This is a genomic window from Corynebacterium amycolatum SK46 (genome assembly GCF_000173655.1).
In the GTDB taxonomy this organism is placed as follows: domain Bacteria; phylum Actinomycetota; class Actinomycetes; order Mycobacteriales; family Mycobacteriaceae; genus Corynebacterium; species Corynebacterium amycolatum_A.
In genome coordinates this window covers 1-23,499 of sequence record NZ_ABZU01000014.1, presented here as the reverse complement: position 1 = coordinate 23,499, position 23,499 = coordinate 1, and the positions used below count along the sequence as shown (strand labels likewise).

General features: G+C 56.9%; 22 protein-coding genes and 3 tRNA genes. 3 read left to right on the top strand and 22 right to left on the bottom strand.

The window, feature by feature from the left end; translation table 11 throughout:
- Positions 1 to 201: 201 nt before the first annotated feature.
- The 8 genes from CORAM0001_RS08770 to ruvC all read right to left on the bottom strand — a co-directional run bounded on the left by CORAM0001_RS08770 (position 202) and on the right by ruvC (position 9,546).
- A complete protein-coding gene (locus CORAM0001_RS08770) occupies positions 202 to 2,463 on the bottom strand; it encodes a RelA/SpoT family protein (RefSeq protein WP_005511483.1) in 2,262 nt (753 codons plus the stop codon).
- Between the two features lie 7 nt (positions 2,464 to 2,470).
- Positions 2,471 to 3,007 (bottom strand): adenine phosphoribosyltransferase, encoded by a 537-nt coding sequence (locus CORAM0001_RS08765; protein ID WP_005511498.1) that lies wholly within the window; start codon positions 3,005 to 3,007, stop codon positions 2,471 to 2,473.
- A gap of 110 nt (positions 3,008 to 3,117) precedes the next feature.
- Positions 3,118 to 4,335 carry a protein translocase subunit SecF gene (gene secF / locus CORAM0001_RS08760; RefSeq protein WP_005511502.1) on the bottom strand — a complete coding sequence of 406 codons (1,218 nt, stop codon included), beginning with the start codon at positions 4,333 to 4,335 and terminating at the stop codon, positions 3,118 to 3,120.
- Between the two features lie 6 nt (positions 4,336 to 4,341).
- Positions 4,342 to 6,267: a protein translocase subunit SecD gene (secD, locus tag CORAM0001_RS08755; RefSeq protein ID WP_005511448.1), complete on the bottom strand. Its 1,926-nt coding sequence runs from the start codon at positions 6,265 to 6,267 to the stop codon at positions 4,342 to 4,344.
- Between the two features lie 307 nt (positions 6,268 to 6,574).
- Positions 6,575 to 7,039, bottom strand: a complete 465-nt coding sequence (yajC, locus tag CORAM0001_RS08750) for a preprotein translocase subunit YajC (RefSeq protein WP_005511485.1) — start codon at positions 7,037 to 7,039, stop codon at positions 6,575 to 6,577.
- Between the two features lie 66 nt (positions 7,040 to 7,105).
- Positions 7,106 to 8,218 carry a Holliday junction branch migration DNA helicase RuvB gene (ruvB, locus tag CORAM0001_RS08745; RefSeq protein ID WP_005511453.1) on the bottom strand — a complete coding sequence of 371 codons (1,113 nt, stop codon included), beginning with the start codon at positions 8,216 to 8,218 and terminating at the stop codon, positions 7,106 to 7,108.
- Positions 8,219 to 8,284: 66 nt separating this feature from the next.
- Positions 8,285 to 8,905 carry a Holliday junction branch migration protein RuvA gene (ruvA, locus tag CORAM0001_RS08740; protein WP_005511465.1) on the bottom strand — a complete coding sequence of 207 codons (621 nt, stop codon included), beginning with the start codon at positions 8,903 to 8,905 and terminating at the stop codon, positions 8,285 to 8,287.
- Between the two features lie 83 nt (positions 8,906 to 8,988).
- Entirely contained in the window at positions 8,989 to 9,546 is a 558-nt protein-coding gene (gene ruvC / locus CORAM0001_RS08735; RefSeq protein WP_040361745.1) for a crossover junction endodeoxyribonuclease RuvC, read from the bottom strand.
- A gap of 115 nt (positions 9,547 to 9,661) precedes the next feature.
- Between ruvC and CORAM0001_RS08730 the strand changes: the two genes are divergently transcribed.
- On the top strand, positions 9,662 to 10,126 hold the full coding sequence (locus tag CORAM0001_RS08730; protein WP_005511459.1) for a DUF3817 domain-containing protein: 465 nt from the start codon (positions 9,662 to 9,664) through the stop codon (positions 10,124 to 10,126).
- A gap of 155 nt (positions 10,127 to 10,281) precedes the next feature.
- Here CORAM0001_RS08730 and CORAM0001_RS08725 read toward each other — a convergent pair whose 3' ends face one another.
- The 14 genes from CORAM0001_RS08725 to CORAM0001_RS08660 all read right to left on the bottom strand — a co-directional run bounded on the left by CORAM0001_RS08725 (position 10,282) and on the right by CORAM0001_RS08660 (position 22,884).
- Entirely contained in the window at positions 10,282 to 11,034 is a 753-nt protein-coding gene (locus tag CORAM0001_RS08725; RefSeq protein ID WP_005511479.1) for a YebC/PmpR family DNA-binding transcriptional regulator, read from the bottom strand.
- 79 nt (positions 11,035 to 11,113) lie between these two features.
- The gene (gene pdxT / locus CORAM0001_RS08720; RefSeq protein ID WP_005511446.1) at positions 11,114 to 11,734 is read right to left on the bottom strand and encodes a pyridoxal 5'-phosphate synthase glutaminase subunit PdxT; all 621 of its coding nucleotides are present in this window, start codon (positions 11,732 to 11,734) and stop codon (positions 11,114 to 11,116) included.
- On the bottom strand, positions 11,734 to 12,612 hold the full coding sequence (locus CORAM0001_RS08715) for an acyl-CoA thioesterase (RefSeq protein WP_005511489.1): 879 nt from the start codon (positions 12,610 to 12,612) through the stop codon (positions 11,734 to 11,736). Before CORAM0001_RS08715 ends, pdxT begins: the two co-directional genes overlap by 1 nt.
- A 2-nt stretch (positions 12,613 to 12,614) precedes the next feature.
- Entirely contained in the window at positions 12,615 to 13,517 is a 903-nt protein-coding gene (gene pdxS, locus CORAM0001_RS08710) for a pyridoxal 5'-phosphate synthase lyase subunit PdxS (RefSeq protein WP_005511452.1), read from the bottom strand.
- Positions 13,518 to 13,656: 139 nt separating this feature from the next.
- The gene (locus tag CORAM0001_RS08705) at positions 13,657 to 14,160 is read right to left on the bottom strand and encodes a hypothetical protein (protein WP_005511463.1); all 504 of its coding nucleotides are present in this window, start codon (positions 14,158 to 14,160) and stop codon (positions 13,657 to 13,659) included.
- A 53-nt stretch (positions 14,161 to 14,213) separates the two neighbouring features.
- Positions 14,214 to 15,356, bottom strand: coding sequence for a glycosyltransferase family 4 protein (locus CORAM0001_RS08700; RefSeq protein ID WP_005511491.1), 1,143 nt, complete (start codon positions 15,354 to 15,356; stop codon positions 14,214 to 14,216).
- A 2-nt stretch (positions 15,357 to 15,358) separates the two neighbouring features.
- The gene (locus CORAM0001_RS08695; protein ID WP_005511493.1) at positions 15,359 to 16,261 is read right to left on the bottom strand and encodes a phosphatidylinositol mannoside acyltransferase; all 903 of its coding nucleotides are present in this window, start codon (positions 16,259 to 16,261) and stop codon (positions 15,359 to 15,361) included.
- 11 nt (positions 16,262 to 16,272) lie between these two features.
- Positions 16,273 to 16,974, bottom strand: coding sequence for a phosphatidylinositol phosphate synthase (gene pgsA / locus CORAM0001_RS08690; RefSeq protein WP_005511481.1), 702 nt, complete (start codon positions 16,972 to 16,974; stop codon positions 16,273 to 16,275).
- Complete coding sequence (locus tag CORAM0001_RS08685; RefSeq protein WP_042388668.1) at positions 16,968 to 17,603, bottom strand: ATP adenylyltransferase; 636 nt, start codon at positions 17,601 to 17,603, stop codon at positions 16,968 to 16,970. The genes pgsA and CORAM0001_RS08685 overlap by 7 nt, the downstream gene beginning before the upstream one ends.
- A gap of 150 nt (positions 17,604 to 17,753) precedes the next feature.
- Positions 17,754 to 19,748: a threonine--tRNA ligase gene (gene thrS, locus CORAM0001_RS08680; RefSeq protein ID WP_222865459.1), complete on the bottom strand. Its 1,995-nt coding sequence runs from the start codon at positions 19,746 to 19,748 to the stop codon at positions 17,754 to 17,756.
- Between the two features lie 159 nt (positions 19,749 to 19,907).
- Positions 19,908 to 21,134, bottom strand: coding sequence for a Dyp-type peroxidase (locus tag CORAM0001_RS08675; protein WP_040361740.1), 1,227 nt, complete (start codon positions 21,132 to 21,134; stop codon positions 19,908 to 19,910).
- A gap of 286 nt (positions 21,135 to 21,420) precedes the next feature.
- The gene (locus tag CORAM0001_RS08670) at positions 21,421 to 22,029 is read right to left on the bottom strand and encodes a copper chaperone PCu(A)C (RefSeq protein ID WP_005511497.1); all 609 of its coding nucleotides are present in this window, start codon (positions 22,027 to 22,029) and stop codon (positions 21,421 to 21,423) included.
- A 4-nt stretch (positions 22,030 to 22,033) separates the two neighbouring features.
- Complete coding sequence (locus tag CORAM0001_RS08665) at positions 22,034 to 22,624, bottom strand: copper resistance CopC family protein (RefSeq protein WP_040361738.1); 591 nt, start codon at positions 22,622 to 22,624, stop codon at positions 22,034 to 22,036.
- Positions 22,625 to 22,809: 185 nt separating this feature from the next.
- Positions 22,810 to 22,884 (bottom strand) — tRNA-Val (locus CORAM0001_RS08660).
- A gap of 357 nt (positions 22,885 to 23,241) precedes the next feature.
- Between CORAM0001_RS08660 and CORAM0001_RS08655 the strand changes: the two genes are divergently transcribed.
- A tRNA-Gly gene (locus CORAM0001_RS08655) sits at positions 23,242 to 23,314 on the top strand.
- A 66-nt stretch (positions 23,315 to 23,380) separates the two neighbouring features.
- Positions 23,381 to 23,451: transfer RNA gene (locus tag CORAM0001_RS08650), tRNA-Cys, on the top strand.
- Positions 23,452 to 23,499: the final 48 nt, after the last annotated feature.

Sequence of the window (23,499 nt, the reverse complement as noted above, 5' to 3'; positions counted from 1 at the left end):
TCGGTTAAAGGGGCCAAGGTTTTCACCTTGGCCCCTTGTTTTAATGCAGACGCTCCTTCGTCCTTTTCACTTATCGATGCGCTCCAGCGTGGTCAAAGGTGAATCCCTCACCGGGGATCGGCCACGAACCCATCAATAAGCCTCAGATAGTAGGCCAGTGCCGGATTCAGGTAGCTGGAGGCACTACCCGTCGTAAAGCGATTACTGCCCAGAAGTAATGCGGTAGACATCGAAGACTCCCTCGACACCGCGCAGAATGTTGAAGATATACCCCATCTGTTTGGTGTCTGAGACTTCGAAGCTGAAGCGCATCACCGCGACGCGGTCATCGGAGGTATGGGAGGACGTCGACAGGATTGAGACCTTCTGATCGGAGAAGACGCGAGTAATCTCCGAGAGCAGTCCATGACGGTCAAGCGCTTCGATTTGCACCGTGACCATGAAGACCGCACCGGAGGAATCTGTTGCCCAGGAGACCTCGATAATGCGCTCGGGCTCCTGGTGCAACTTCTCCGCATTAGTACAGTCCGTACGGTGCACACTGACCCCACCGCCACGGGTGACGAAGCCAAAGATGGCATCGCCCGGCACAGGCGTACAGCATTTGGCAAGCTTAGCGGCCATATCCGCGCTGCCTTCTACCAACACACCGGTGCTATCAGCTCGGCGCGGAGTGTTGTGCACGTTCATCTTTGAAATTGGCGTGCGGGAGACCAGCTGCTCTTCGGCATCGTCCGTGCTCGAGAACTGCGCCATCAGGCGGTGAGTCACATGCTGCGCTGAGACCTGCCCCTTACCGATAGCGGTATAGAGCGCATCAACATCCGCATAGTGCAGCTCGGAGGCAATCTGCTTGATTGACGCCGGAGTGAACAGGCGGTGCATCGGCAGACCGCCGCGCTGTACCTCTGCAGCCAGTGCGTCACGTCCGGCATCGAGCGCCTCCTCACGGCGCTCCTTAGCAAACCACTGACGGATCTTTGCCCGCGCACGTGGAGTTTTAACAAACTTCTCCCAGTCCTTAGACGGACCGGAATGGGCATCCTTGGACGTGAAAATCTCGACGCGGTCGCCAGTTTTTAGCGGTGATTCCAACGCCACTAGTTTGCCGTTGACTTTGGCACCAATACAGCGGTGACCTACTTCAGTATGGACCGCGTAGGCAAAGTCAACGGGCGTGGAGTCCGCGGGCAATGTGATGACATCGCCCTTAGGCGTGAACGCAAAAATTTCAGTGACTGAGAGGTCATAGCGCAGCGAGTCCAGGAACTCGTTAGGATCTGCGGCTTCACGCTGCCAATCCAGCAGCTGACGCATCCACGCCATCTGATCGACTTCGGCGGAATCTCCCTTGTGAGAGCCCTTAGTTTCCTTGTAGCGCCAGTGTGCGGCAATGCCGTACTCAGCGTTGTAGTGCATCTCATGGGTGCGAATCTGCACTTCTAGCGGGGACCCGCCTGGACCAATGACCGTTGTGTGCAACGACTGGTAAACCCCGAAGCGTGGCGCGGAAATATAGTCCTTGAATCGCCCCGGCATCGGTTTGAACAGCGAGTGGACGGCACCCATGGCGGCGTAGCAGTCCTTGGTCGTGTCCACCAGAACTCGAAGTCCGACCAGGTCAAAAATCTCGTCGAACTCGTGGCCGCGGACAATCATCTTTTGATAAATCGACCAGTAGTGCTTCGGCCTGCCCTGTACCTCAGCAGCAATGTGAGACTCCTTCAGATCCTTCTGGATCATCTCGGAGACTTCCTGAATGTACCGGTCCCGCTGCGGCGCTCGGTCTGCGACCAAACGCACAATCTCGTCGTACTTCTTCGGATACAAAATGGCGAAGGAGAGATCTTCCAACTCCCACTTCACGCTGGCCATTCCCAAACGATGCGCCAGCGGTGCAATCACCTCGAGAGTCTCGCGAGCTTTCTTAGCCTGCTTTTCCGGCGGCAGGAAACGCATTGTGCGCATGTTATGCAGCCGGTCAGCCACCTTGATAACCAGCACGCGCGGGTCCTGGCTCATGGCGATAATCATCTTTCGCACGGTCTCTGCCTCCGCGGCGGAGCCCAACGCGACCTTATCCAATTTGGTCACGCCGTCGACCAATCGTGCGACTTCTGGGCCGAAGTCCCGCTCCAGGTCCTCCAGCGTGTAATCAGTATCTTCGACCGTGTCATGCAGCAGCGCCGCCACCAGTGTGGTGGTATCCATGCCGATCTCGGCGGCAATAGTGGCGACTGCAAGCGGGTGAGTGATGTATGGCTCGCCGGATTTCCGGTACACGCCGTCGTGAAGGCGCTCGGCGGTATCGTAGGCACGCTGAAGCACAGCCAAATCCGCGCGCGGATGCACCTGTCGATGCACCGCGACAAGGGGATCTAGCACCGGGCGTATCTTCGTCCTATTACCGGTAAGGCTTCGCGCTAAGCGAGCACCATAACGGCGTGCGGGCCCATCAGCCATGACTCACTCACCCCTTATTAACCACGTACAGAGGCAGATCAGCAAGCTTCTCCCGAGCTCCCAGGCCTTCAACCTCCAGCACAGTACACAGCCCGGTTACCTCGACACCAGCTGTCTCCAGCAGGGCGCGAGCTGCACACAGGGTGCCACCAGTTGCCAACACATCGTCGACAAGTACGGCTTTCTTGCCCTCCAGCTCAATCCCACTAGCTGGAATTTCAAGTGCGGCCGTACCGTATTCCAGCTCATAGGTCTCGGTCAGCACAGGTGGCGGGAGCTTACCCTTCTTACGAATAGCGAGCACTCCCAGTCCGAGCTTGTACGCCACCGCAGACCCCAGCAGGAATCCACGCGCATCTAGGCTGCCTATAACATCAGCCCCGAACTCTTCCACCTTGGCGGAAATTTCGTCCACAATCAGGGCGAACGTCGTGGCGTCGGCAAGCGCCGGCGTCAGGTCCTCGAAGAGTACGCCCTCAACTGGAAAATCGGGCACAAACCGAATCTGATCAGCTAATGCCTCACGCGCGTGTGCATACGACACAGGTTTAAGCTCCTTTTCGGCGAAAAGAAAAAGTGCGGGTACCTGTCAACGATACCCGCACAATGCGCTTTTAAAGTAGTTTCACCCGAACCGCTGGGAAGCGCTGCCTCCTACTGCCCAGGACGCCAAGAAAGCGGCTTGTCTCCATCGCCCTCAAGCTTCGGAGTCGTCACCGTTCGTTTCGGCGTCGACTGCTCCATTTCGCTTGCCGACGACTCCTTCGAGCCCGAGTCCTCCGCAACATCAGCGGTTGCGGAATCGGTGTCCGATCCGGCCCCCTCAGATGCCTTTGCGCGAGCAGACAGTACCGCCTCGTCATGCTTGCGGTATTCACGCTGCCGCGACTTGAGAGACACCAACAGCGACGAAGCCAGGAAGATCGACGAGAACGTACCCTGAATAATGCCGATGAGCTGAACGAGCGCAAGGTCCTTCAGCGTACCGACCCCCAGCATGCCCACGGCAATGACCATCAGTGCCAGGATTGGCAGGAGCGTCGACACTGTGGTGTTGATAGAACGCATGATGGTTTGGTTGACTGCCAGGTTCACCAACTCGGCGTAACTTCTGCGTGTCGATGAACGATAGCCCGCCGTATTCTCGTCGACCTTGTCGAACACCACGACGGTGTCGTACAGGGAGAACGACAGCACCGTCAGCAAGCCGATAATGGTAGCCGGGGTGACGTCAAGACCAATGAGCGCGTAGATGCCCATAATCACGATTGCATCCACAACCAGGGCGAGAATGGCGGAAATGGCCATGTCGCGCTCGAAGTGAATGGTGATGTAGATGAACACCAGGCCAAGGAACACCACTGCAGCCAGCAGCATTCGGTTGGTAATCGACGAGCCCCACGACTCCGACACGGTCGAGTCACCAATGGCATCCGGGGTCTGCTGCCCCTGTACATCGACGGGCTTGAACGCGTCGTTCAATGCGACACGAGCACTATTAATCTCGTCCTGAGTCAGCTTCTCAGAGGTGATCTCCAGGATTCGGCCCTCACCAGAACCGATAATTTGCACCAGCTCTGGCTTCACACCGGTGGCTTCGGTGAAAACCTCCTCGGCCTGCTCAGTTGTCACTGAGGCCGGCGGCATAGTCATCTTGGTACCGCCCTCGAAGTCGATCCCGAAGCTGAAGCCGCGAATCAGCATCGCTGCGAAGGCAACAACGATGATGGCGGCGGCAATCTGGTACCAGCGCTTCCGCTTGCCGACGATGTTGATTCCCCCCTCGCCGGTGTAGAGGCGGCGGAAGAAGGAGTCGTCGTTCACGCTTTCAGGCTCAGTAATTAGCGCCGGATTCGTCTGAGTAGTATTCATGGATTCCTACTTCCCCTCATTCGCGCTGGAGTGAGCTGCACTGGTGTCGGCAGCCGTACTGGCGGAGGCATCGGAGGCTCCGGCCTTCTTACCGGCAGCTCCGGTCTTATTCCTCTGTGCGATCTCCATGACCGAGCCGAAGCCGTTCATCGACGGCTTGGACAAAGCTGGCCACTTACGAGTAGCTAGGATGACCAACGGCGCTGTCACGAGGAAAGCCGTCACAATGTCGAATGCTGTGGAGAGACCAAGTGTGAATGCGAAACCGCGGACATCGCCAACGGCCAGGATGTAAAGGACCACAGCCGCAATGATGGACACAAAGTTACCCGATAGGATGGTGCGCCGTGCTCGTCGCCACGCGTGCGGAACCGCGGAGCGGAATGTTCTACCCGCTCGGATTTCGTCCTTGATTCGTTCGAAGAAGACGATGAATGAGTCAGCCGTTACACCGATAGAGATGATGATGCCGGCGATGCCAGCGAGATCGAGCGAGTAGCCAATCCAACGACCAAGAAGGACAAGGACGCCGTAAACCATCGCGCCAGCTGCTGCCAGCGAAACCAGCGAAATCACGCCCAGGCCGCGGTAGAGAACAATCGCGTAGACAACAATCAGTGCGATACCGATAATGCCGGCAAGCAGACCGGCTTCCAAGGAAGCCGAACCGAGCATGGCCGGAATAGTCGTGGTCGTGCCACCCGGCTCGCCGTCCTCACCTGCAAACGACAGCGGCAGTGCACCGTAACGCAGGTTATTGGCCAGCCCCTGTGCCTCGTCGATTGAGAAGTCGCCCGTGATGCGGGTGGCAGAACCAACTGGGGTTGCCTCCTGAATCACCGGGGCGGAAATGACCTTCGAGTCCAACACGATAGCGACCTGCCGCTGCAGGTAGTCATTGGTCAACTTGGTCCATGTGCGAGCGCCGGTGTCATTCTTCCCGGACTTGAAGCTAAAGGAGACCTGAATCTGACCAGACTGCTGATCGTAGCCACCGGTAATCGGCGCATTGGTGTCGATAGCGTCGCCAGACAGGCGCTCGCCCTTAGCCTCGTCCTCCTGCCCAATCAACAGCGGAGCCTTGCCCAGGAAAACGGCCTTGCCGCCTTCTGGCGCACAGGTCACCAGCGGCTTGGCCGGGTCATCGGCACCCTGTAGCGGATCAACTGCATCACGGTTATCGCAGGTCATTAGCGCAGCGGCTGCAAACTGTGCCGTTGGGTCTTCGGACTGGCGAGTCGCCAACAGCACGTCACGAACCTTCGTACGCAGCTCGGCCGCTTCAATCGAGTTCGCCGGCTTTGCCGGAGCCGTTGCGTCCAACTTCGGGGCCTCGCCCAGTGACTTGGACAGCTCCTCGGGAACCGGCTGATCTGGGTTCTGTTCCTTGAAGGCATCAATTGCACGCTTCTGCGTTTCGTTCATGTCCTTGTAGAGGTCATCAACGCGCTTGGTGGCATCCTCCTTCGACAGGACACCGACTGACACCCAATCTTCAGCAGTCTTCTTAACTACCTCGCCAAAGGCAGCTTCATCAGGGCCCTGCGTGGGCTGCTCTACCGGACGGAAGAAGAGCTGCGAAGTCTGGCCGAGCGTACGGGCCTCCTGTGAGTCTTCACCCGGCACGGTAATGACGAGTGTGTCACCGTCGGTAACAACTTGAGCGCCACTGACGCCCATGCCGTTTACGCGGTTCTCCAGAATCTTGCGAGCCTGGTCCAACTGATCGCGCGTCGGCTTTTCGCCCTGCGGCACCAGGGTTACTCGGGTACCACCCTGCAAGTCGATGCCCAACTTTGGCTTGGCTGATCCTCCGCCGGTGAAAAAGACGAGTGCGTACGTAAGAATGAGGAAGCCAACAAACAGTGCCAACAGCCACTGCGGCCAGTTCCTCTTGAATGTGTTCGCACCGGATCTGGATTTGCTGTTCAAAGCAAAGTCTCCTGAATCGTGACGTTTAGGTACTAAAGCGCTTCGGGTAGAAACGCATGTCTATAACCACACCGCGAACTCGCGCGATACCAGGAAGCGGCATTGCGGGCGTCGCTAAGCAAAGCTATAAACACCAACCGCTCGAGAATAACTGATTAAACGTAGCGAGCTGGTTTTGACTTGTACCTATTAAGTGAAATTCTTGCCCACGCTTGCCGACGGCGAAACCTGGGACGCGCCTCTAGCCCCACGGCGCGCTACAGCTTGGATGCATGCAAACCGGCGGGGCGTGGGCGTGCAGAAACTGCTACTGCTTTTCGGTGGAAGTAGAACCGTCTGCACCCGGATTATCCGGGGTACTCGGAGTATTCGGGTTCTCGACCTGCTCATTGATGTCCGAAGCTGCATTGCCAGCCGGGCCGTGGCCGGTGATTTCTTGAACATCGCCGACGTGGTCATCCGGCGCATCGGAAACACGGCCACGTCGGTCACGGTGAGCGTAGCTAGCTCCGGTACCGGTAGTGAGGTTGCGGGCAATGGCGCCCTTTTCCCAACGGGTCACGATACCGTCAGCGATGATGAGGTCGACGGTCGTATCGGTCGTATCAACCACCACACCATGCATACCGGAACCGGTGATGACCTCAGCGCCCGGAGCCAACTTATCCTGCATGTCCCGGATGGTGCGAACCTGCTTGTTCTGCTTGATGATCTGCCAAATTGGCAGCGCCAGGAACAAGAAAATAAGTAGGAGGAGAATAGTTTGATCCATGTCTGCCGAGTTTAACGAATTGCCAGCTAGCAATTCCACACCGCCCCGGGCAGGTCGATCAGAAAGCTATTCTCCGATAGTTCCCTCCGGGGGCTGCAGCCCCAAGTGCCGCCAAGCCCGGGCAGTTGCCACGCGTCCGCGCGATGTACGTGCAATCATCCCGGCACGGACCAGGTAGGGCTCGCACACTTCTTCCACAGTCGAGGGCTCCTCACCCACAGCCAGCGCCAGGGAATTCACGCCCACAGGACCTCCACCGTGCCCCTTGACCAGGGCAGTCAGCACCGCGCGGTCCAGACGGTCAAGCCCAAGCTCATCGACATCGAAGACAATCAATGCTGCCTTGGCCGCACCAAGATCAATAACGCCACCGGAGTGAACATCCGCGAAGTCGCGGACACGACGCAGTAGACGGTTGGCAATTCGTGGTGTACCGCGCGAACGCGAGGCAATCTCCACTGCAGCCTCCGGGCTGATATCCACCCCGAGGATCCCAGCGGCACGAGTAACCACCTTTGTCAGATCTTCGACCTCGTAGAACTCCATCTGCGCAGTAAAACCGAAACGGTCACGCAGTGGGCCAGTCAGCATACCCGAGCGTGTCGTAGCGCCTACCAGCGTAAAAGGTGGAATCTCGAGTGGAATTGACGTAGCTCCAGGCCCCTTGCCCACGATGACATCAATACGGAAATCTTCCATTGCCATGTAGAGCATTTCTTCCACAGGCCTGGCAATGCGGTGGATCTCGTCGATGAAAAGTACATCACCCTCGAGCAGGTTCGACAGCATTGCTGCCAAATCGCCAGCGCGAATAAGAGCCGGACCGGACGTCATTCGCAGGGAGGACCCCATCTCCTGCGCAATAATCATGGCCATGGTGGTCTTACCCAGGCCGGGAGGTCCCGACAGCAAAATGTGGTCCGGAGTCACATTTCGTCCCCGTGCCCCGGAAAGCACCAAATCCAGCTGTTCGCGGACCTTGGGTTGGCCGATAAACTCCCCTAACGACTTTGGTCGCAGGTTCGATTCGGCATCGACTTCCTCAACCTGAGCAAGGGCATCGACATCACGTTGTGCACCATTTCCCCCACCGCCAAAATGGTCGTTGGCTGCCCCACCTAAAGAGTCCCTGAAGGGATTGCCCGACACGTTAAACTCCGTGCGCTCGATATCGCTCATAGTCCCCTCATCCTAGTGCACTGCCAATTTTCATCATCAATGTAGCTGCAGGTCCTCGACCTGGATTTACTTCTCGCCCAATGTCTTTAGCGCCGCCTTCAGCGCCATTGGTGTATCCAAGGTCGGATCAATCCGAACAACGGTCTCCGCTGCCTCATTCGCATCAGCTTCCGGGAACCCAAGCCCGACCAAAGCACCAACGACCTGATCCAAATCTGCCTTCAAGACAATGCCAGGCGCTGCTCCGCTTGCCGCTTCCTCCGGCTGGGATACCGCCCTATCCGCGAAAACCTCGACCTTATCCTTCAACTCAACCAACAGGCGCTCCGCCAATCGCTTGCCGACGCCGTTAGCCGCCTGCAGGGCCTTGGCATTCTTTGAGGCGACCGCATTGGCAATCTCGGCCGGCGACAGTACCGAAAGAACTGACATCGCTACCTTTGGCCCCACTGTCGAAACAGTGCGCAAGAGCGCAAACATCTCACGTTCCTGTGAGTTGGCAAAACCAAAGAGCGTAATCGCATCTTCACGAACCGCCATTGTGGTCAACATGAAAGTCTGCTCATGTCTGACCAACTGAGAAGCCAACCTGCCCGTAATGGTGACCAAATGCCCGACACCTCCGCACTCGATAACGCAATAGTCCGCACCGAGATCGATAACCTCACCGCGTAGAGATGCAATCACTTCTCACAATTCCTTTCACTACGGCTTCCCTAAAAGACACCGCGATTAACGCCGAACTCACAAGAGTTCTCTAGCAAGCTCCCCTACCGCGAGGGATTCTCGCGGCGAGAAAGCTCCAACTCCCGCTCCTTGTGCTGCTTAGCAAGCGCAGCCAAGGTGTCGCGCTGGCGTTGCAGAACCGGACCCCGCCAACAGTGGCAGATAGCGATGGCCAACGCATCCGCTGCGTCCGCAGGTTTTGGCGGAGTTTCCAGCCCAAGGATTCTCGTCACCATCATGGTCATCTGCTTCTTATCGGCCCGACCGTTGCCGGTAAGCGCCTTCTTTACCTCCGACGGCGTGTACATATGCACTTCCAAACCGCGTCTAGCCGCAGCGAGGACAAGAACACCAACCGCGTGCGCAGTCTGCATTACAGTGGACACGTTTCCGCGCTCGAATACCCGTTCCATCGCAACCACGTCCGGTTCGTACTCATCCATCCACTGCTCCACGGCATTGGAAAGCCGTAGCAGACGGTCCTCCAACGATGCCGTGGTTGGTGTGCGGGCGACCCCCACCGCAATGGGAATGACTTTCCTGCCCTGAGCACCTTCCGCGATGGAGAGACCACAACGAGTAAGGCCAGGGTCGATACCCATCACCCGCAGAGATCCAGCTCGATAATTCACCTCTCCACTAATACCACATTTCGAACAGCTGTTTGTATCGTAGCTATACGGGGTACCAATCGTTGGTTCTGATAGGTTTAACACCATGAATTCACCGAAGAAGCTCTACGGCGTTCTCGCTGCAGCTGAAATGGTCACGTGGGCTCTGTTGCTCTTGGGCCTGGCACTGAAGTACCTGTTCAAAGTCACTGACGTCGCCACCACCATCTTCGGCAGCATCCACGGTTTTACGTTCCTGTGCTACGTAGTCACCACCATCATGGTGTGGATTAACCAGCAGTGGAGCTTTGGCCGCGGTGTCATCGGCCTCGTCTCTTCTATCATTCCATTCGCAACCTATCCGTTTGAACAAAACACCCTGAAGGCAGGCCTTTTGGATCGGCCCTGGCGCTTTACCGACGACTCCGAGGAGCCACAGGGCATTTTCGAATGGACACTCGCGATGATTATTCGCCGCCCATTTATCTCAGCATTTGTCATCCTGATTGTTCTCGCCGTGGTCTTCACACTGTTGTTGATGGCGGGACCTCCGACTCAGTGGTTCTCCTAGGACGCCCATAAAAACCAATCCCCATCGGACGATTCTCCGATGGGGATTTTCCATTCACACCAGCTCGCCGCGCAATTCAGCGCTACGGACTATCCTGCCACGGGCAACCTTTAACAGCGAGAAGCCAGTCAGCGGAACCGTCGCCAAGCAAACGCCTAGTCGTCGAGTTCGGCGATGACCTCGTCGCTGATGTCGGCGTTCGAATAGACGTTCTGCACGTCGTCGGACTCTTCGAGAGCGTCAATCAGACGGAAGAGCTTGCGTGCACCGTCAGCATCGAGAGCCACCGTGGTAGAAGCACGGTAGTCCTGATCTGCGGAGTCGTACTCCATCTCAGCGTCGACAAGAGCGGTGCGGACATTCATCAGATCGGTGAAAGCAGAGACAACCTCGAACTTTTCACCCAGGTCGTTGACCTCCTCTGCACCGGCATCGAGAACCGCCATAAGCAGGTCATCCTCGGTCAGCTCGCCCTTCGGCAGCTCGACGACACCCTTCTTTTCGAAGAGGTACGCCACAGCGCCGTTGTCTGCCATGTTGCCGTTGTTCTTGTTGAACGCCGAGCGCACATCGGAAGCAGCACGGTTACGGTTATCGGTCAGGCACTCCACAATCAAAGCGACACCGCCAGGTGCGTAGCCTTCGTAGACAATGGTCTCCCAGTCAGCACCACCGGACTCCTCGCCGGAACCACGCTTGCGGGCACGCTCAATGTTGTCGTTGGGAACCGAGGCCTTCTTGGCCTTCTTGATCATGTCATCGAGGGTGGGGTTACCAGCAGGATCACCGCCGCCGGTACGAGCCGCGACCTCGATGTTCTTGATCATCTTCGCCCACTCTTTGGCGCGCTTGGCGTCATTAGCAGCCTTCTTGTGCTTCGTGGTTGCCCATTTTGAATGACCCGACATGTGCTAGTTCCTACCAATCCTCTCGTCAATACCCATGTAGATGGGAATTCGTCAGGTGCTCATTATACAAACCGGGGATTTAAATGCCGACAAGCTCTCGCAAAAAGAACTCGTGGAGCCGCGTCTCCCCCGTCGACTCCGGGTGAAAGCTGGTGGCCATCGCAGCCCCCTGCCGTACTCCGACCACTGTACCTGCGGTCTCTCCAGCCGATTCTGGCACCCGCGCTAGCACCTCAACATCATCACCGACACGCTCGACCCACGGGGCGCGAATAAAGGCGGCGTGTACAGGCGGCTGGTCACCGCTGATTGCCAGCTGCGGAATATCCAAGTCAGTTTCGAAGGAATCCACTTGCCGGCCAAATGCGTTACGACGGACGGTGATGTCAATCGCTCCCAGGCTAACGGCATCCGCACGGGTATCGAGCACTTCGTCGGCAAGCAAAATCATGCCTGCGCAGGTGCCATATGCCGGAAGGCCATCGCGGAGGGCTTCCTGCAGCGGGTCTTCAAGTTCATTGAAGACCATCAACTTGCTCATGGTCGTGGATTCGCCGCCAGGCAAAATTAGGCCACTAAGCCCTTCCAAGTCGCGCGGCAAGCGCACCTTTCGGTGCGGGACGCCGAGCTGATCAAGAACATATCCGTGTTCGGCAACGTTGCCCTGAAGAGCGAGGATACCGATTGTTTCCTGTGTCATTAATCTAGGTTCTCACTGCGAGCATCGAAGTTCGCCGCCACTGGCACGGGCTCAACACCCGGGGCCAGGCTTCGGGTCAGCCCTTCCTGCGTGACGACGGCCACGAGCTCGCCCTTTTGGTTAAATATGCGACCGTGAGTCAGTGCGCGACCCGCATGCGCCGATGGCGAAATCTGATCATAGAGCAGCCATTCATCCGCACGGAACGGACGCATAAACCACATCGCGTGGTCGAGGCTGGCTTCCTGGACCTCAACGCCTGGATGCGGAACGAGTGCCGATGACAGCAAAGTCATATCCGACATGTACGCCAGCGTGCAAACGTGGAAGGTCTCGTTATCCGGCAAGCGATCCTTGCACCGGAACCACACCAGCTGCTGGGACGGGGTGTACTTGTTGTGTTCGAACTGATCATCCGGCACTACTCGGATATCCCAGTCCGCCCACTCGCGCATAAGTAGACGACGGGTGTTCGTCATCTCAGAGGTGTCGGTGACCACATCTTCAGGATCTGGCACCTTGCGCATCACGTCAGAGTGCTCGAGTCCCTCATCCCCCTTACGGTGGAAGCTGACCTGCATGACGAAAATCGTACGGCCATCTTGCACAGCTTCGACGGATCGATGGCAAAAAGACCGGCCATCGCGAATACGCTTGACCATGTACACCGTCGGGATATGGGGGCGGCCCGGGCCTACAAAGTAGGCGTGGAGGGAGTTCACCGCGAAGGTATTACCCACCGTGCGCGTCGCCGCGACGAGGGACTGGCCGGCAACTTGGCCACCGAAAGTGCGCTGTAGGATTGACTTAATGACTGGGCCACGGAAAATGTCCCGGTCAATCTGCTCCAGATCTAATACCTCGCGGATGTTAGCCATTTTTACCAGCCACGCTCAGCGAGTCGGTGAGGCTGCGGAATCTCGTCGACGTTGATGCCGACCATTGCCTCGCCAAGACCGCGGGAGACATCAGCGATGACCTTCGGATCATCGTAGTGCTGGGTTGCCTGGACGATAGCCTTGGCGCGCTTCTCCGGGTCACCGGACTTGAAGATACCGGAACCAACAAAGACGCCCTCGGCACCGAGCTGCATCATCATTGCAGCGTCAGCCGGAGTTGCAATGCCACCTGCGGTGAACAGCACGACCGGCAACTTACCGGTCTCAGCGACCTCGCGTACCAGCTCGTACGGTGCCTGCAGCTCCTTGGCGGCAACGTAGAGCTCGTCCGGAGCCATAGAACGCAGACGGTTAATCTCAGCGCGGATGGTGCGCATGTGAGTCACAGCGTTGGAGACATCGCCGGTACCGGCCTCGCCCTTGGAGCGAATCATGGCAGCACCCTCGTTGATGCGGCGCAGAGCCTCACCCAGGTTGGTCGCACCGCAGACGAACGGCACGGTGAAGTCGAACTTGTCGATGTGGTTCGAGTAATCGGCCGGGGTCAGAACCTCGGACTCGTCAATGAAGTCAACACCGAGGGACTGCAGAACCTGTGCCTCAACAAAGTGGCCGATACGAGCCTTGGCCATAACCGGGATGGAGACGGCATTGATAATGCCCTCGATCATATCCGGGTCGGACATACGCGACACGCCACCCTCTGCGCGAATATCGGCGGGGACGCGCTCCAGCGCCATCACGGCAGTTGCGCCGGCATCCTCAGCGATCTTGGCCTGCTCCGGAGTAACGACGTCCATAATGACGCCGCCCTTCATCATCTCAGCGAAACCGCGCTTGACGCGTGCGGTGCCCTGCCCGGAGTTGTTCTCAACCGTGCTCAACGAACCCTACTTCCCTAATAAAACTGGTGAATGTGACTGTTTGTAGTCGTTTAACACTATAACGCCTGAACTAGACAGTGCTGTTCATTGAGTCTGAAAACACGGCGAACCTCCAGCACAACACCGGGTTTTCTCACAACTAAGCCGTTGTCAGTCCGTCTGCAACATCGAAATATTCCGGTTCAGGTGCAGTACCCGCCAACCGCAGCGCGCGCACTAGCGGCCTGGCTCGCAGTGCTTTCGTATCCGTCACCGCATCATTGTAGAAACGGCGGGCGAGCTCGAGCCGCGTGTGGGCGTCAGAAAGCTCAATTGCCATCGTTCGGTCCACGGGCTGTTCCTCATAGAGCGCCACAATTTTCCTAGTCAGTTCGTTTTCCACGTCTGCGCGCTGCCCAGTGTTGTTGACTCTAAGTGGTGTGGCTTCCACCTTCGTCACTATGCCGGCGAGCTCCGGGTAGGCGGCACGAGCGACTGCGGCCCTTCGCCCTAATGCCGCTTCCAGTGAAGAACGCGCCAAGTCCGTGCGAATGTGCATACGGTTCAAACGCGTCGCTGTCGATGAAGCCACCAAACCGCTAACAAGTACGACAATCAGCGCAATGACTAGGACAACGACCCAGATTGGAACGGTTACGTCCACCGAAAACTCACTTTCACTCCGCTGCGTTTAATCAGTTGCCACGTCGGAAATCTCTATGGCGCAATGACGACTTTTTCGCCATCCATGCGCACCGTATCGTACACACGCAGAACGCCGTCGGCGACCTGCGACCAGTCATACTCCCAAGCCCGTTTATGCCCGAGTGCGCGAAGCTCCTCTCCCAACTCGGGCTGCGTCAAAAGGCGTACAGCTGCATCCGCAAGGTCTGCGGAGTTACCGTTTTCAAAGTGAAGCCCGTAATGACCGTCGTCAAGCACGAGTTTGAACGCATCGATGTCGCTGGAGATCACCGGTGCACCCGCTGCCATCGCCTCTACCAGCACGATGCCGAAACTCTCCCCACCACGCTGCGGGGCAATGTACGCATCCGCATCGGCGAGGATTGATGCCTTAGCATCCTCGGACAGCCTGCCGACGAAATGCAGGACATCTGCGTTTCTGCCCGCTTTACGACGAGCTGCCGCGACATCACCATCACCGACAACGCAGACCTCAAACTGTGGAATCTCCGCACGTATTGCTGGCAGCGCGTCGAGCAGAACGTCAAAGCCCTTGCGGGATTCGTCGAAGCGTCCGAGGAACACAAGCCGATAGAACCCCTCACGCCGCGGCGGGATCTCGGGCAGCGATGAGGCGGCCGGGCAGGACTCGAAATCACCAACACGGACACCATTGGGAATGAGAACCGGGTCACCGCCGAGTTGCTCAACCTGCCAGCGACGCGCCACTTCCGAGACAGCGATACCTCCCCGAATGCGTTCAAGGTACTTCCGCAAAAATGGCGTGGCCAGCTTCAATGCCAGGGAGTCCGTCGCCGCAGAGTGATAGGTCGCGACAATTGGCCCGACCGAGTTTACTAACGACAACATTGAAAAACTGGGCGAATTCGGCTCATGGATATGAAGGATGTCAAAGTTACCTTCCTCGATCCATGTGCGGACTCGACGGCTCGTGCGGGGGCCAAAAGACAGCCGAGCGACTGAGCCGTTATACGGAATCGGGATGGCGGCACCACCTCGAACAACGAAATCCGGCACGTCCGCCTGCGCGCTAGCCGGGCCGATAAGACTGACCTCGTGGCCGCGACGGATGAACTCCTCACACAAGTCAATCGCGTGAGCTTGAACACCACCTGGGACATCGAACGAGTACGGGCACACCATTCCGATTCGCACGGCTACTTTGACCTCTTCTTATCCGCCGGCCACAGTGGCTGCATCATGTGCCAATCCGCTGGATGCTGAGCAATATCAGACTCAAAAACAGCAGCGATGTCCTGGACGATGTCGGCCAGCTCGCGCCCCTCGGTCGGCACAAATGGATGCGCTACAAAACGCCAACCATCGCGCGTGTAGGACAGACCGGCGGGCATAAGCCGAGCGCCCGTGTCCTGTGCCAGCTTTGCCGCGCCGACCGGCATTGTCGTCTGCTCGCCGAAAAAAGTGACCGGGACCCCGTGGCCGCCGAAATCACGATCAGACAGCAGGCACACAACGCCACCTTCTTCCAATCGCTTCTGGAGTTCCGGCATCGCGGGTTTGCCACCGGTAAGCGGGAGAATGTGGAATCCGAGGGATTCACGGTACTCCACGAAAGCGTCGTAAAGTACCTCTGGCTTCAGCCGTTCCGCCACGGTACTGAACCGACCATGGCGGGAAACGAGCCACATACCTGCCATATCCCAGTTACCAGAATGCGGCAGTGGGATGACGATGGAATCTCCTGCCTCGAGGGCCTCAGCAACTCGTTCGAGCCCATCGCTGGTGGATTCGACCGTGTCTGCCAACTCTGGCGACGCGATGGAGGGCAACCGGAATGCCTCAACCCAATAGCGTAGATAGGAACGCATGGAAGCCCGAATAAGACCTTGCGGCACTTCCTCAGGCGGACAGCCCATAACGCGAGCCAGGTTCTTGCGAAGCTGGCGGGTAGTCGCTGGATTTGCTGCTACCCGATCGGCGGCTATGTTGCCGATGCGGTAGGCCACGCGTTCCGGCAGCAGACCAAAAATCTTCCACCCGGCCATATAGCCGAGCGCAACGAAATCATCTTTCGAGCGAGGCAGGAAGAAACTAGTCATCGTATCCTCCTTTAGTTGTTGGAATCAGCCGAACCCGTGGACTTCGTAGCAGAGTCAGGGTTGATAGATGAACTATCAGCTGCGCCTTCTGGCGGGGCGATGGGATCCAACGCACCTGGCTGCTTAGCCACCATGTACAAGCGCTGGACGACGGTGAATACCGACCCAATCGCCAGGAGCCACATCGCGACGTAGAGGGCATAGTCCACGCCAAGCCCCTGGAGCCCGACGCCAATTAGACCGATAATCAGGCGCTCCGCACGTTCGACGAGACCACCGTTGACCTTGAGTCCGCTAGCCTCTGCGCGAGCCTTAACGTAGGAAATGACCTGGGACGATCCCATGGTAATCAGTGTCAGAATGAGCAGCACTGAATCCGCGCCATGGTGATACACCACCCAATACGCTATCGCCCCGAACAGTGCAGCATCCGTAATACGGTCACAGGAAGCATCCAGCGTCGCTCCGTATTTCGTTCCCTGCCCTCGAAGTCTGGCCATCGTGCCATCGAGCAGGTCAAAAGCAGTGAAAATAGCGATTGACACCGCAGCTGCGAAAAGATGGTTGGTAGGAATCAGGATTACCGCAAGCAGAACGGAAATTACCGTTCCCACCAGGGTGACCGTGTTCGGGCTAATGCCGACCCGCAAAAGTGCAGCGGCTATCGGTTCAACTACTGGGCGGATTGGAGCCCTGCCACGGACACTCAGCATGCTGCCCCGTCCTCCTGATTGAGGGCACGCCAGCCGTCGGCAAGCAACTCGCGAGTCTGACGAAGAGCCTGCGGTAACACTTTGGTGCCATCGATCACGGTCATAAAATTGCTGTCACCCGACCAGCGCGGTACGACGTGCATATGCAGGTGATCGGCGACCGAACCGCCGGAGGCCTTGCCTAAGTTGAAACCTACATTGACGGCGTGCGGGCGCGAAACCGATTTGAGAGTACGAACCGCATGCTTGGCAAATCGCATCATCTCGGCTGTTTCTTCGTCGGTCAAGTCCTCAAGGTTGGCGACTTCGCGATATGGAACCACCATGAGGTGCCCTGGGTTGTACGGGAACAGATTCAAAACGGCGTACACCCACTCGCCGCGAGCGATAATGAGTGCTTCCTCATCGCTTTGCTTCGGCAAATCAACGAAGGGGTTACGAGATGGCTTGGAGTTATGCACACCACGCTTGACGATGTAGTCCAGCCGGTAGGGTGCCCATAAGCGCGTGAGCCGATCCGGTTCGCCGTAACCGCTGTCGACGTATACGCCATCAGACGATTCCTGCTGGCCGGCATTGCCCTGCTGCTGCGGAGGCAACTCTTCACTTCCCGACTGATTCACTGCCATCCCCTTCGTTGCGTGGCCGGGACCCATTCGAGCCCCGACCACATATATTTCTCTGCTGTAGTTTACGACCTCGCGGTCAACTTCTTTGGATTACCACGCGTGGTTCACCAGTTAAAACAACGCGGTCGAATTAGAGAGCGTTAACGACCTCTAGAGAGCAGAGACATTCTCCTTGTTCGGCTGTTCGTTATTCCGCGAAGCAACCCAATCACAGATGATGTCCACAGCCTTCTCAACTGCCACCCCGTTAATCTGGGTGCCATCGAGGAACCGGAAGCTGACGGCACCTGCCTCAATGTCGCGGGCACCAGCCAGAATCATGAACGGAACCTTGGCCTGGGTGTGGTTGCGAATCTTCTTCTGCATGCGGTCATCGGACGTATCCACGTGGACGCGGATGCCACGAGACTTCAGCTGTGCAGCAAAGTCCTCCAGGTGTGGGATACAGTCATCCGCAACCGGAATACCAACAACCTGTTCCGGAGCCAGCCAAGCCGGGAAAGCACCTGCGTAGTGCTCCAATAGGACGCCAAAGAAACGTTCGATGGAGCCGAAAAGCGCACGGTGAATCATAATCGGGCGCTTCTTGGTTCCGTCAGGTGCGGTGTACTCGAGCTCGAAGCGCTCCGGCAGGTTGAAGTCGAGCTGTACCGTCGACATCTGCCAAGTACGGCCGATGGCATCGCGGGCTTGGACGGAAATCTTCGGACCATAGAAAGCGGCTCCGCCCGGATCAGGAACGAGCTCGAGGCCAGAAGCATCGGCAACACGCTGGAGAATAGCTGTGGACTTCTCCCAAATTTCATCCGAGCCGACGAACTTCTTTTCGTCCTTCGTAGACAGCTCCAGGTAGAAGTCATCCAGGCCGTAGTCACGCAGAAGCGAGATGATGAAGTCGAGGACATTAGTGAGCTCTTCTTCCAGCTGATCCTCGGTGCAGTAGATGTGGGCATCGTCCTGCGTAAAGCCACGGGCTCGGGTAAGACCGTGGATAACACCTGATTTCTCGTAGCGGTAGACGGTGCCGAACTCGAACATACGAATCGGAAGTTCACGGTAGCTGCGACCACGCGATGCGAAAATGAGGTTGTGCATCGGGCAGTTCATCGGCTTGACGTAGTAGTCCTGCGGAGCCTTGGTGCAGTTGCCGTGTTCGTCATATTCGCCGTCGAGCTGCATCGGCGGGAACATGCCATCCGCGTAGAAGTCCAGGTGACCAGACTTCTTGAACAAGTCACCCTTAGTTACGTGCGGCGTGTTCACAAAGTCATAGCCCGCTTCGATATGACGGCGACGGGAGTGCTGCTCCATCTCGTTGCGGATGATGCCACCCTTGACATGGAATACCGGGAAACCAGAACCAATCTCATCCGGGAAGCTGAACAAATCCAGCTCGGAGCCCAAACGGCGGTGATCGCGCTTCTCAGCCTCGAGCATGCGGTCAAGGTACTCGTCTAACGCTTCCTTGGACTCCCACGCAGTGCCGTAAACACGCTGCAGGTTATCTCGAGATTGGTCACCCCGCCAGTACGCAGCGGAAGAACGCGTGATCTTAAAAGCAGGGATGTAGCGAGTGGTCGGCACGTGGGGGCCGCGGCAAAGATCAAACCACTCGGTCTCGCCGGTACGCGGATTGACGTTGCGGTAGCCGGTCAAGGTCGTACCTGCACCACCGACGTCGACATTGGCCTCATCATCTTCGGACACCTTGCCGGCCGACTTTTCAACAATCAGCTCGAGCTTATACGGCTCGTCGGCAAGCGCTTCCTGCGCCTCATCAGCAGACTCGAACGCAAAGCGCTCGAACCGCTGCCCAGACTTGATGATCTTCTTCATACGCTTTTCGATGCGCTTGAGATCCTCCGGCGAGAAAGGTTCATCGACACGGAAGTCGTAGTAGAAACCATTGTCGATGGCAGGGCCAATGCCCAGCTTCGTCCCAGGGAACTCCAACTGCACGGCCTGAGCCATCACGTGAGTCGCAGAGTGGCGGATGACATCGCGACCGTCCGGAGTATTCGCCGGAACGGGTTCGAAGACGGTTTCCACTTCTGGCTTAAAGGACAAATCCTTCAAATTGCCTTCAGGGTCGCGGACACAAACGATGGCGTCAACGCCCTTGTTCGGGAAACCCAGGTCTCTCATCGCCTCGCCCGCAGAAACTCCTGCGGGCACGGAAAACGGTGCTGGGGTTGCAAATTCTTCTGACACGGCGTGCGTGTACTCCTTTTCAAAGTGTCTTCGAAAATCACATACCTGGTGACCTTCGTCAGTCGTTCACACACTTTACCGCACGGTCAAAACTCAGGCCTCGAAAAGGTCCTGGGCCCAGTACTCCTCCTCAGAAGTTCCTCGTGGCATAACAAACACGGCGGATCCAATGTGGAAAATCCACTGATTGAGACGGTCGTTCTTGGACAGCCGCTCCTGAATCGGATTGAACTGCTCCAACGGGTCCTTCTGGAAACAAATGAATACCAGGCCGGTGTTGGTCTCGAATCGACCATTCGGTTCCGGTGGCAGGTCATAGTTGTAGACCCGTCGCAGAATCCGCTGATTAGGTTTCTCCTTCGGAGGCATTGACAGCGCAACATGGCTGTTCGGATCCGTCAGAGGCAGACCATATTCATCAGTCTTCGCCAGGTCGACGGTCTCAAACTCGTCCTTACCTCCAATTGGCGCGCCGGTGCCGATATCTCGGCCGGTAATAACAGTGCGGCTTTCGCGGTCCAAGACATCCCAGCCTGGAATGTCCATTTCGATACGGCGGACAACCATCGCTGTACCGCCCCGCAACCAATCCGGACCACTATCAATCCACACCTGCTTGTCGAATTCTTCACGAGTGCGCGGGTTGACCGTACCGTCCTTCTGACCGAAGAGATTGCGCGGGGTCTCGCCTTCCTGCGTAGAACCATTGGCGTGCTGGAAACCAGCTTGCACCCAGTGAACATCCAAATAAGAACCTGCATTTCGGATCATCATTCGGGCCGCATGGGAGACCATTACTGGGTCGTCCGCACAAATCTGCAGGCACAGGTCTCCGCCGTTCCACTCCGGGCGGAGCTCATCGTTAACATACTTTGGCAGATCTCCCAGCCACTCAGGCTTCTGGTCTTCCCTATCGATGATCGTGAAGAAATTCTCCCCATATCCAACTGTGATAGTCAGATTTGCCGGACTCCCCATGAGCTCAGGCTCCAAGTCCGTTCGAGTAGCCTTGCCGGCTGTCATTCGGCGGGCGTCATCCGTCCAGGCACGCATGAGGTTTTGGAGGCGATTGCGATCGACCCCCTTCTTCACGTTGAAGGCTATTAGCCATAGATTCGCCTGTGCGGGCGTCGCAATCCCCGCCTGGTGAGCGCCATCAAAAGGTACGGTTGCTGTCTGCAAAGGCGGTTTCGGCGGCTCTTCCTGTGGACGTTCCAACCCAATCGCCTGGGCTTCCGGTGCCCCCAGGGCGAGCGCTGAGGCTCCTGCGGCGGTGCCGAGCCCGCCAAGAAAACGTCTTCTGGAAAAGCCTTCGGACATGTTGTGCACTCTTACCTTTCTGATTACTTCGAACTGGAGCACATGAGGTGGCTGGGAATCCGCCAATTTTTAAATAGCTTCAACGCAACCACTGGCTTATCCAATTCGACCGTATCGAAAACCTTTTTCGGAAAAAGAAAAGCGCCGGAGTTCGTTGCATATGCTGCAATAACCTGCCAACTCCAGCGCTTCTGCCACCATTAGATTCAGCTAGTCAATTCCTCGACGTACCTGAGCTCACGCCCGCTTTACGACGAGCGATTGCTTGGCCAACTTGTCACAAAAATTAGTGGCCCGAGTGATCCATCTCACCGCCGCCCATGTGCTCTGGGTTGTTCAGGTCACCGTCATTACCGTAGTCCTCTTCACCTGCTGGCTGGACACGAACCTCGACGTCCTGGGTAATGCTAGAGCCGTCGGAAAGCTCAATGACGAGCTTGTACTCAGCTCCCACATCCATAGCTTCATCATTGTCCATAATCATGAAGTGGGTACTACCCGGTTCGAGAACGAGTTCGCCATTAGCCGGAATCGTCAAACCTTCCGGCACCTCGAACATCTTGCCGTCCTTGGTGTCGTGCTGCTCGAACTTCGTGCCTTCCTTCAGCCCCTCAAGCTTGAAGGAGGAAACCTTGATGTCCTTATCGGTGTTGTTGGTCAGCGTACCGAAGATGGCGGTCATGCCCTTGTCAGCCGGCTTTTCCTTGATGTAGGCATCGGCCAGCTGCACAGCAGCATCACTCTTCTCCATCTCAGAAGTAGCCTCGGTCGCAGCGGAGGTTGCGGACTCAGTCACCTCAGCAGCAGTGTTATCGTCGGACGAGCAACCTGCCAGAGCAAGGGTCAGGGCTGCGGAACCAGCGATCAGTGCAGTTGCAGTGCGATTGAGCTTCATGTGTCTATTTTGCCTTTCGATTAATAACGATGACGACAGCGGCGATGATGACGATGAGTCCACCACCGAGGCCATAAGCCCATAGCGGTATTGACTTCGTTTCCTCGGCGTGCGCACCGGTCTGACGAGATTCTGCCCCAGCTTCGGCTGCGCCAGCAGCATCCGGATCAGCCACTGAGAAAGAGGTCTTTCCTCGGGTGGAGTGACCATCAGAGGAGGTGATTTGGAAACCAATGATGTAGTTACCAGGGCCTGGATTAATATCCTCAGGGATATCCAAAGAGACCTCATTACCCACTACCTCTGGCTCGTGGGAGTACAGGACTTCCTTGGCATCTGCATCACTAATTGCAACGGTGTTGAAATTGTTCTTGGGGTTGCCGGAGAACTTGAGAGAAACGTGGTGCGGAAATTCATCGAGAACCTGCTTGTCGCCTGGGTTAGACGACAGCACGGAATCGTGAGCATGCGCGGGGCCAGCATTAATAACTGACGCGCCTGCAAAGACTACAAGCGTCGCAGCGGCGGCTACTGCACGCCGGAAACCCGACTTTGAGAACCGAAACGTTTCGCCTGAAGCGACCCGGGGACTCACTAGAACAGTTCAACTCCTTTAAGCGGGACAGTTCGAGAAGAACAGCAGTAGTCTGACCGCTGCCCTTATACCTATTGTCGGATGGTAGTCCAGAAAAGTTCCCGAGAGGGACGAATATAGTTCAGGTCACACAGCAAAACCCCGGCCGCGCAGTTTTTATACGATGCGTCGACCGGGGTTTTAAATGGTAGTCCCAACTGGGTTCGAACCAGCGACCTTTCCGGTGTGAACGGAACGCTCTTCCACTGAGCTATGGGACTCGGACAGAAAAGCACTAAGCCTTTGCTGCTCTGCGGAATAAGTTAGCACGCGTTTTGGAAGTTTCCCTAATTGGGTTGCATTGCGTTTGCGATTGCGCAGTTCGACGATTTATTACCCCACCGATGGAACTCCATGACGATAGCGACTCGATAGCCCCCAGTAACCAACCCACGAAAGCGAATAAATGACATCGTTGCGATTCAGAGGCATCAAAGGTTGGTCTTTAGCCCTACGCCCACAGGCACAATACAGATGTTCACCTGGTAATTTGTAATCAATCGCACAAGCACGCTAAAGTATCTTTCGCACCGCAAGAGAGCAATTGAGATTCTCCTTCGCTCTCCTTGCAACGTGATGCGGATGTAGCGCAGCTGGTAGCGCATAACCTTGCCAAGGTTAGGGTCGCGGGTTCGAGTCCCGTCATCCGCTCTGGTTTCTCAAGAAGTTAAGCTCTGTGGTATAACTTCGAGGCAACCACTGAGGCGGCAGCCTCACGGTGGAATGGCCGAGTGGCGAGGCAACGGCCTGCAAAGCCGTGTACACGGGTTCGATTCCCGTTTCCACCTCAGCAGAGATTCCTTACCGGTTTCGATGTAATGCGCGTTTAGCTCAGC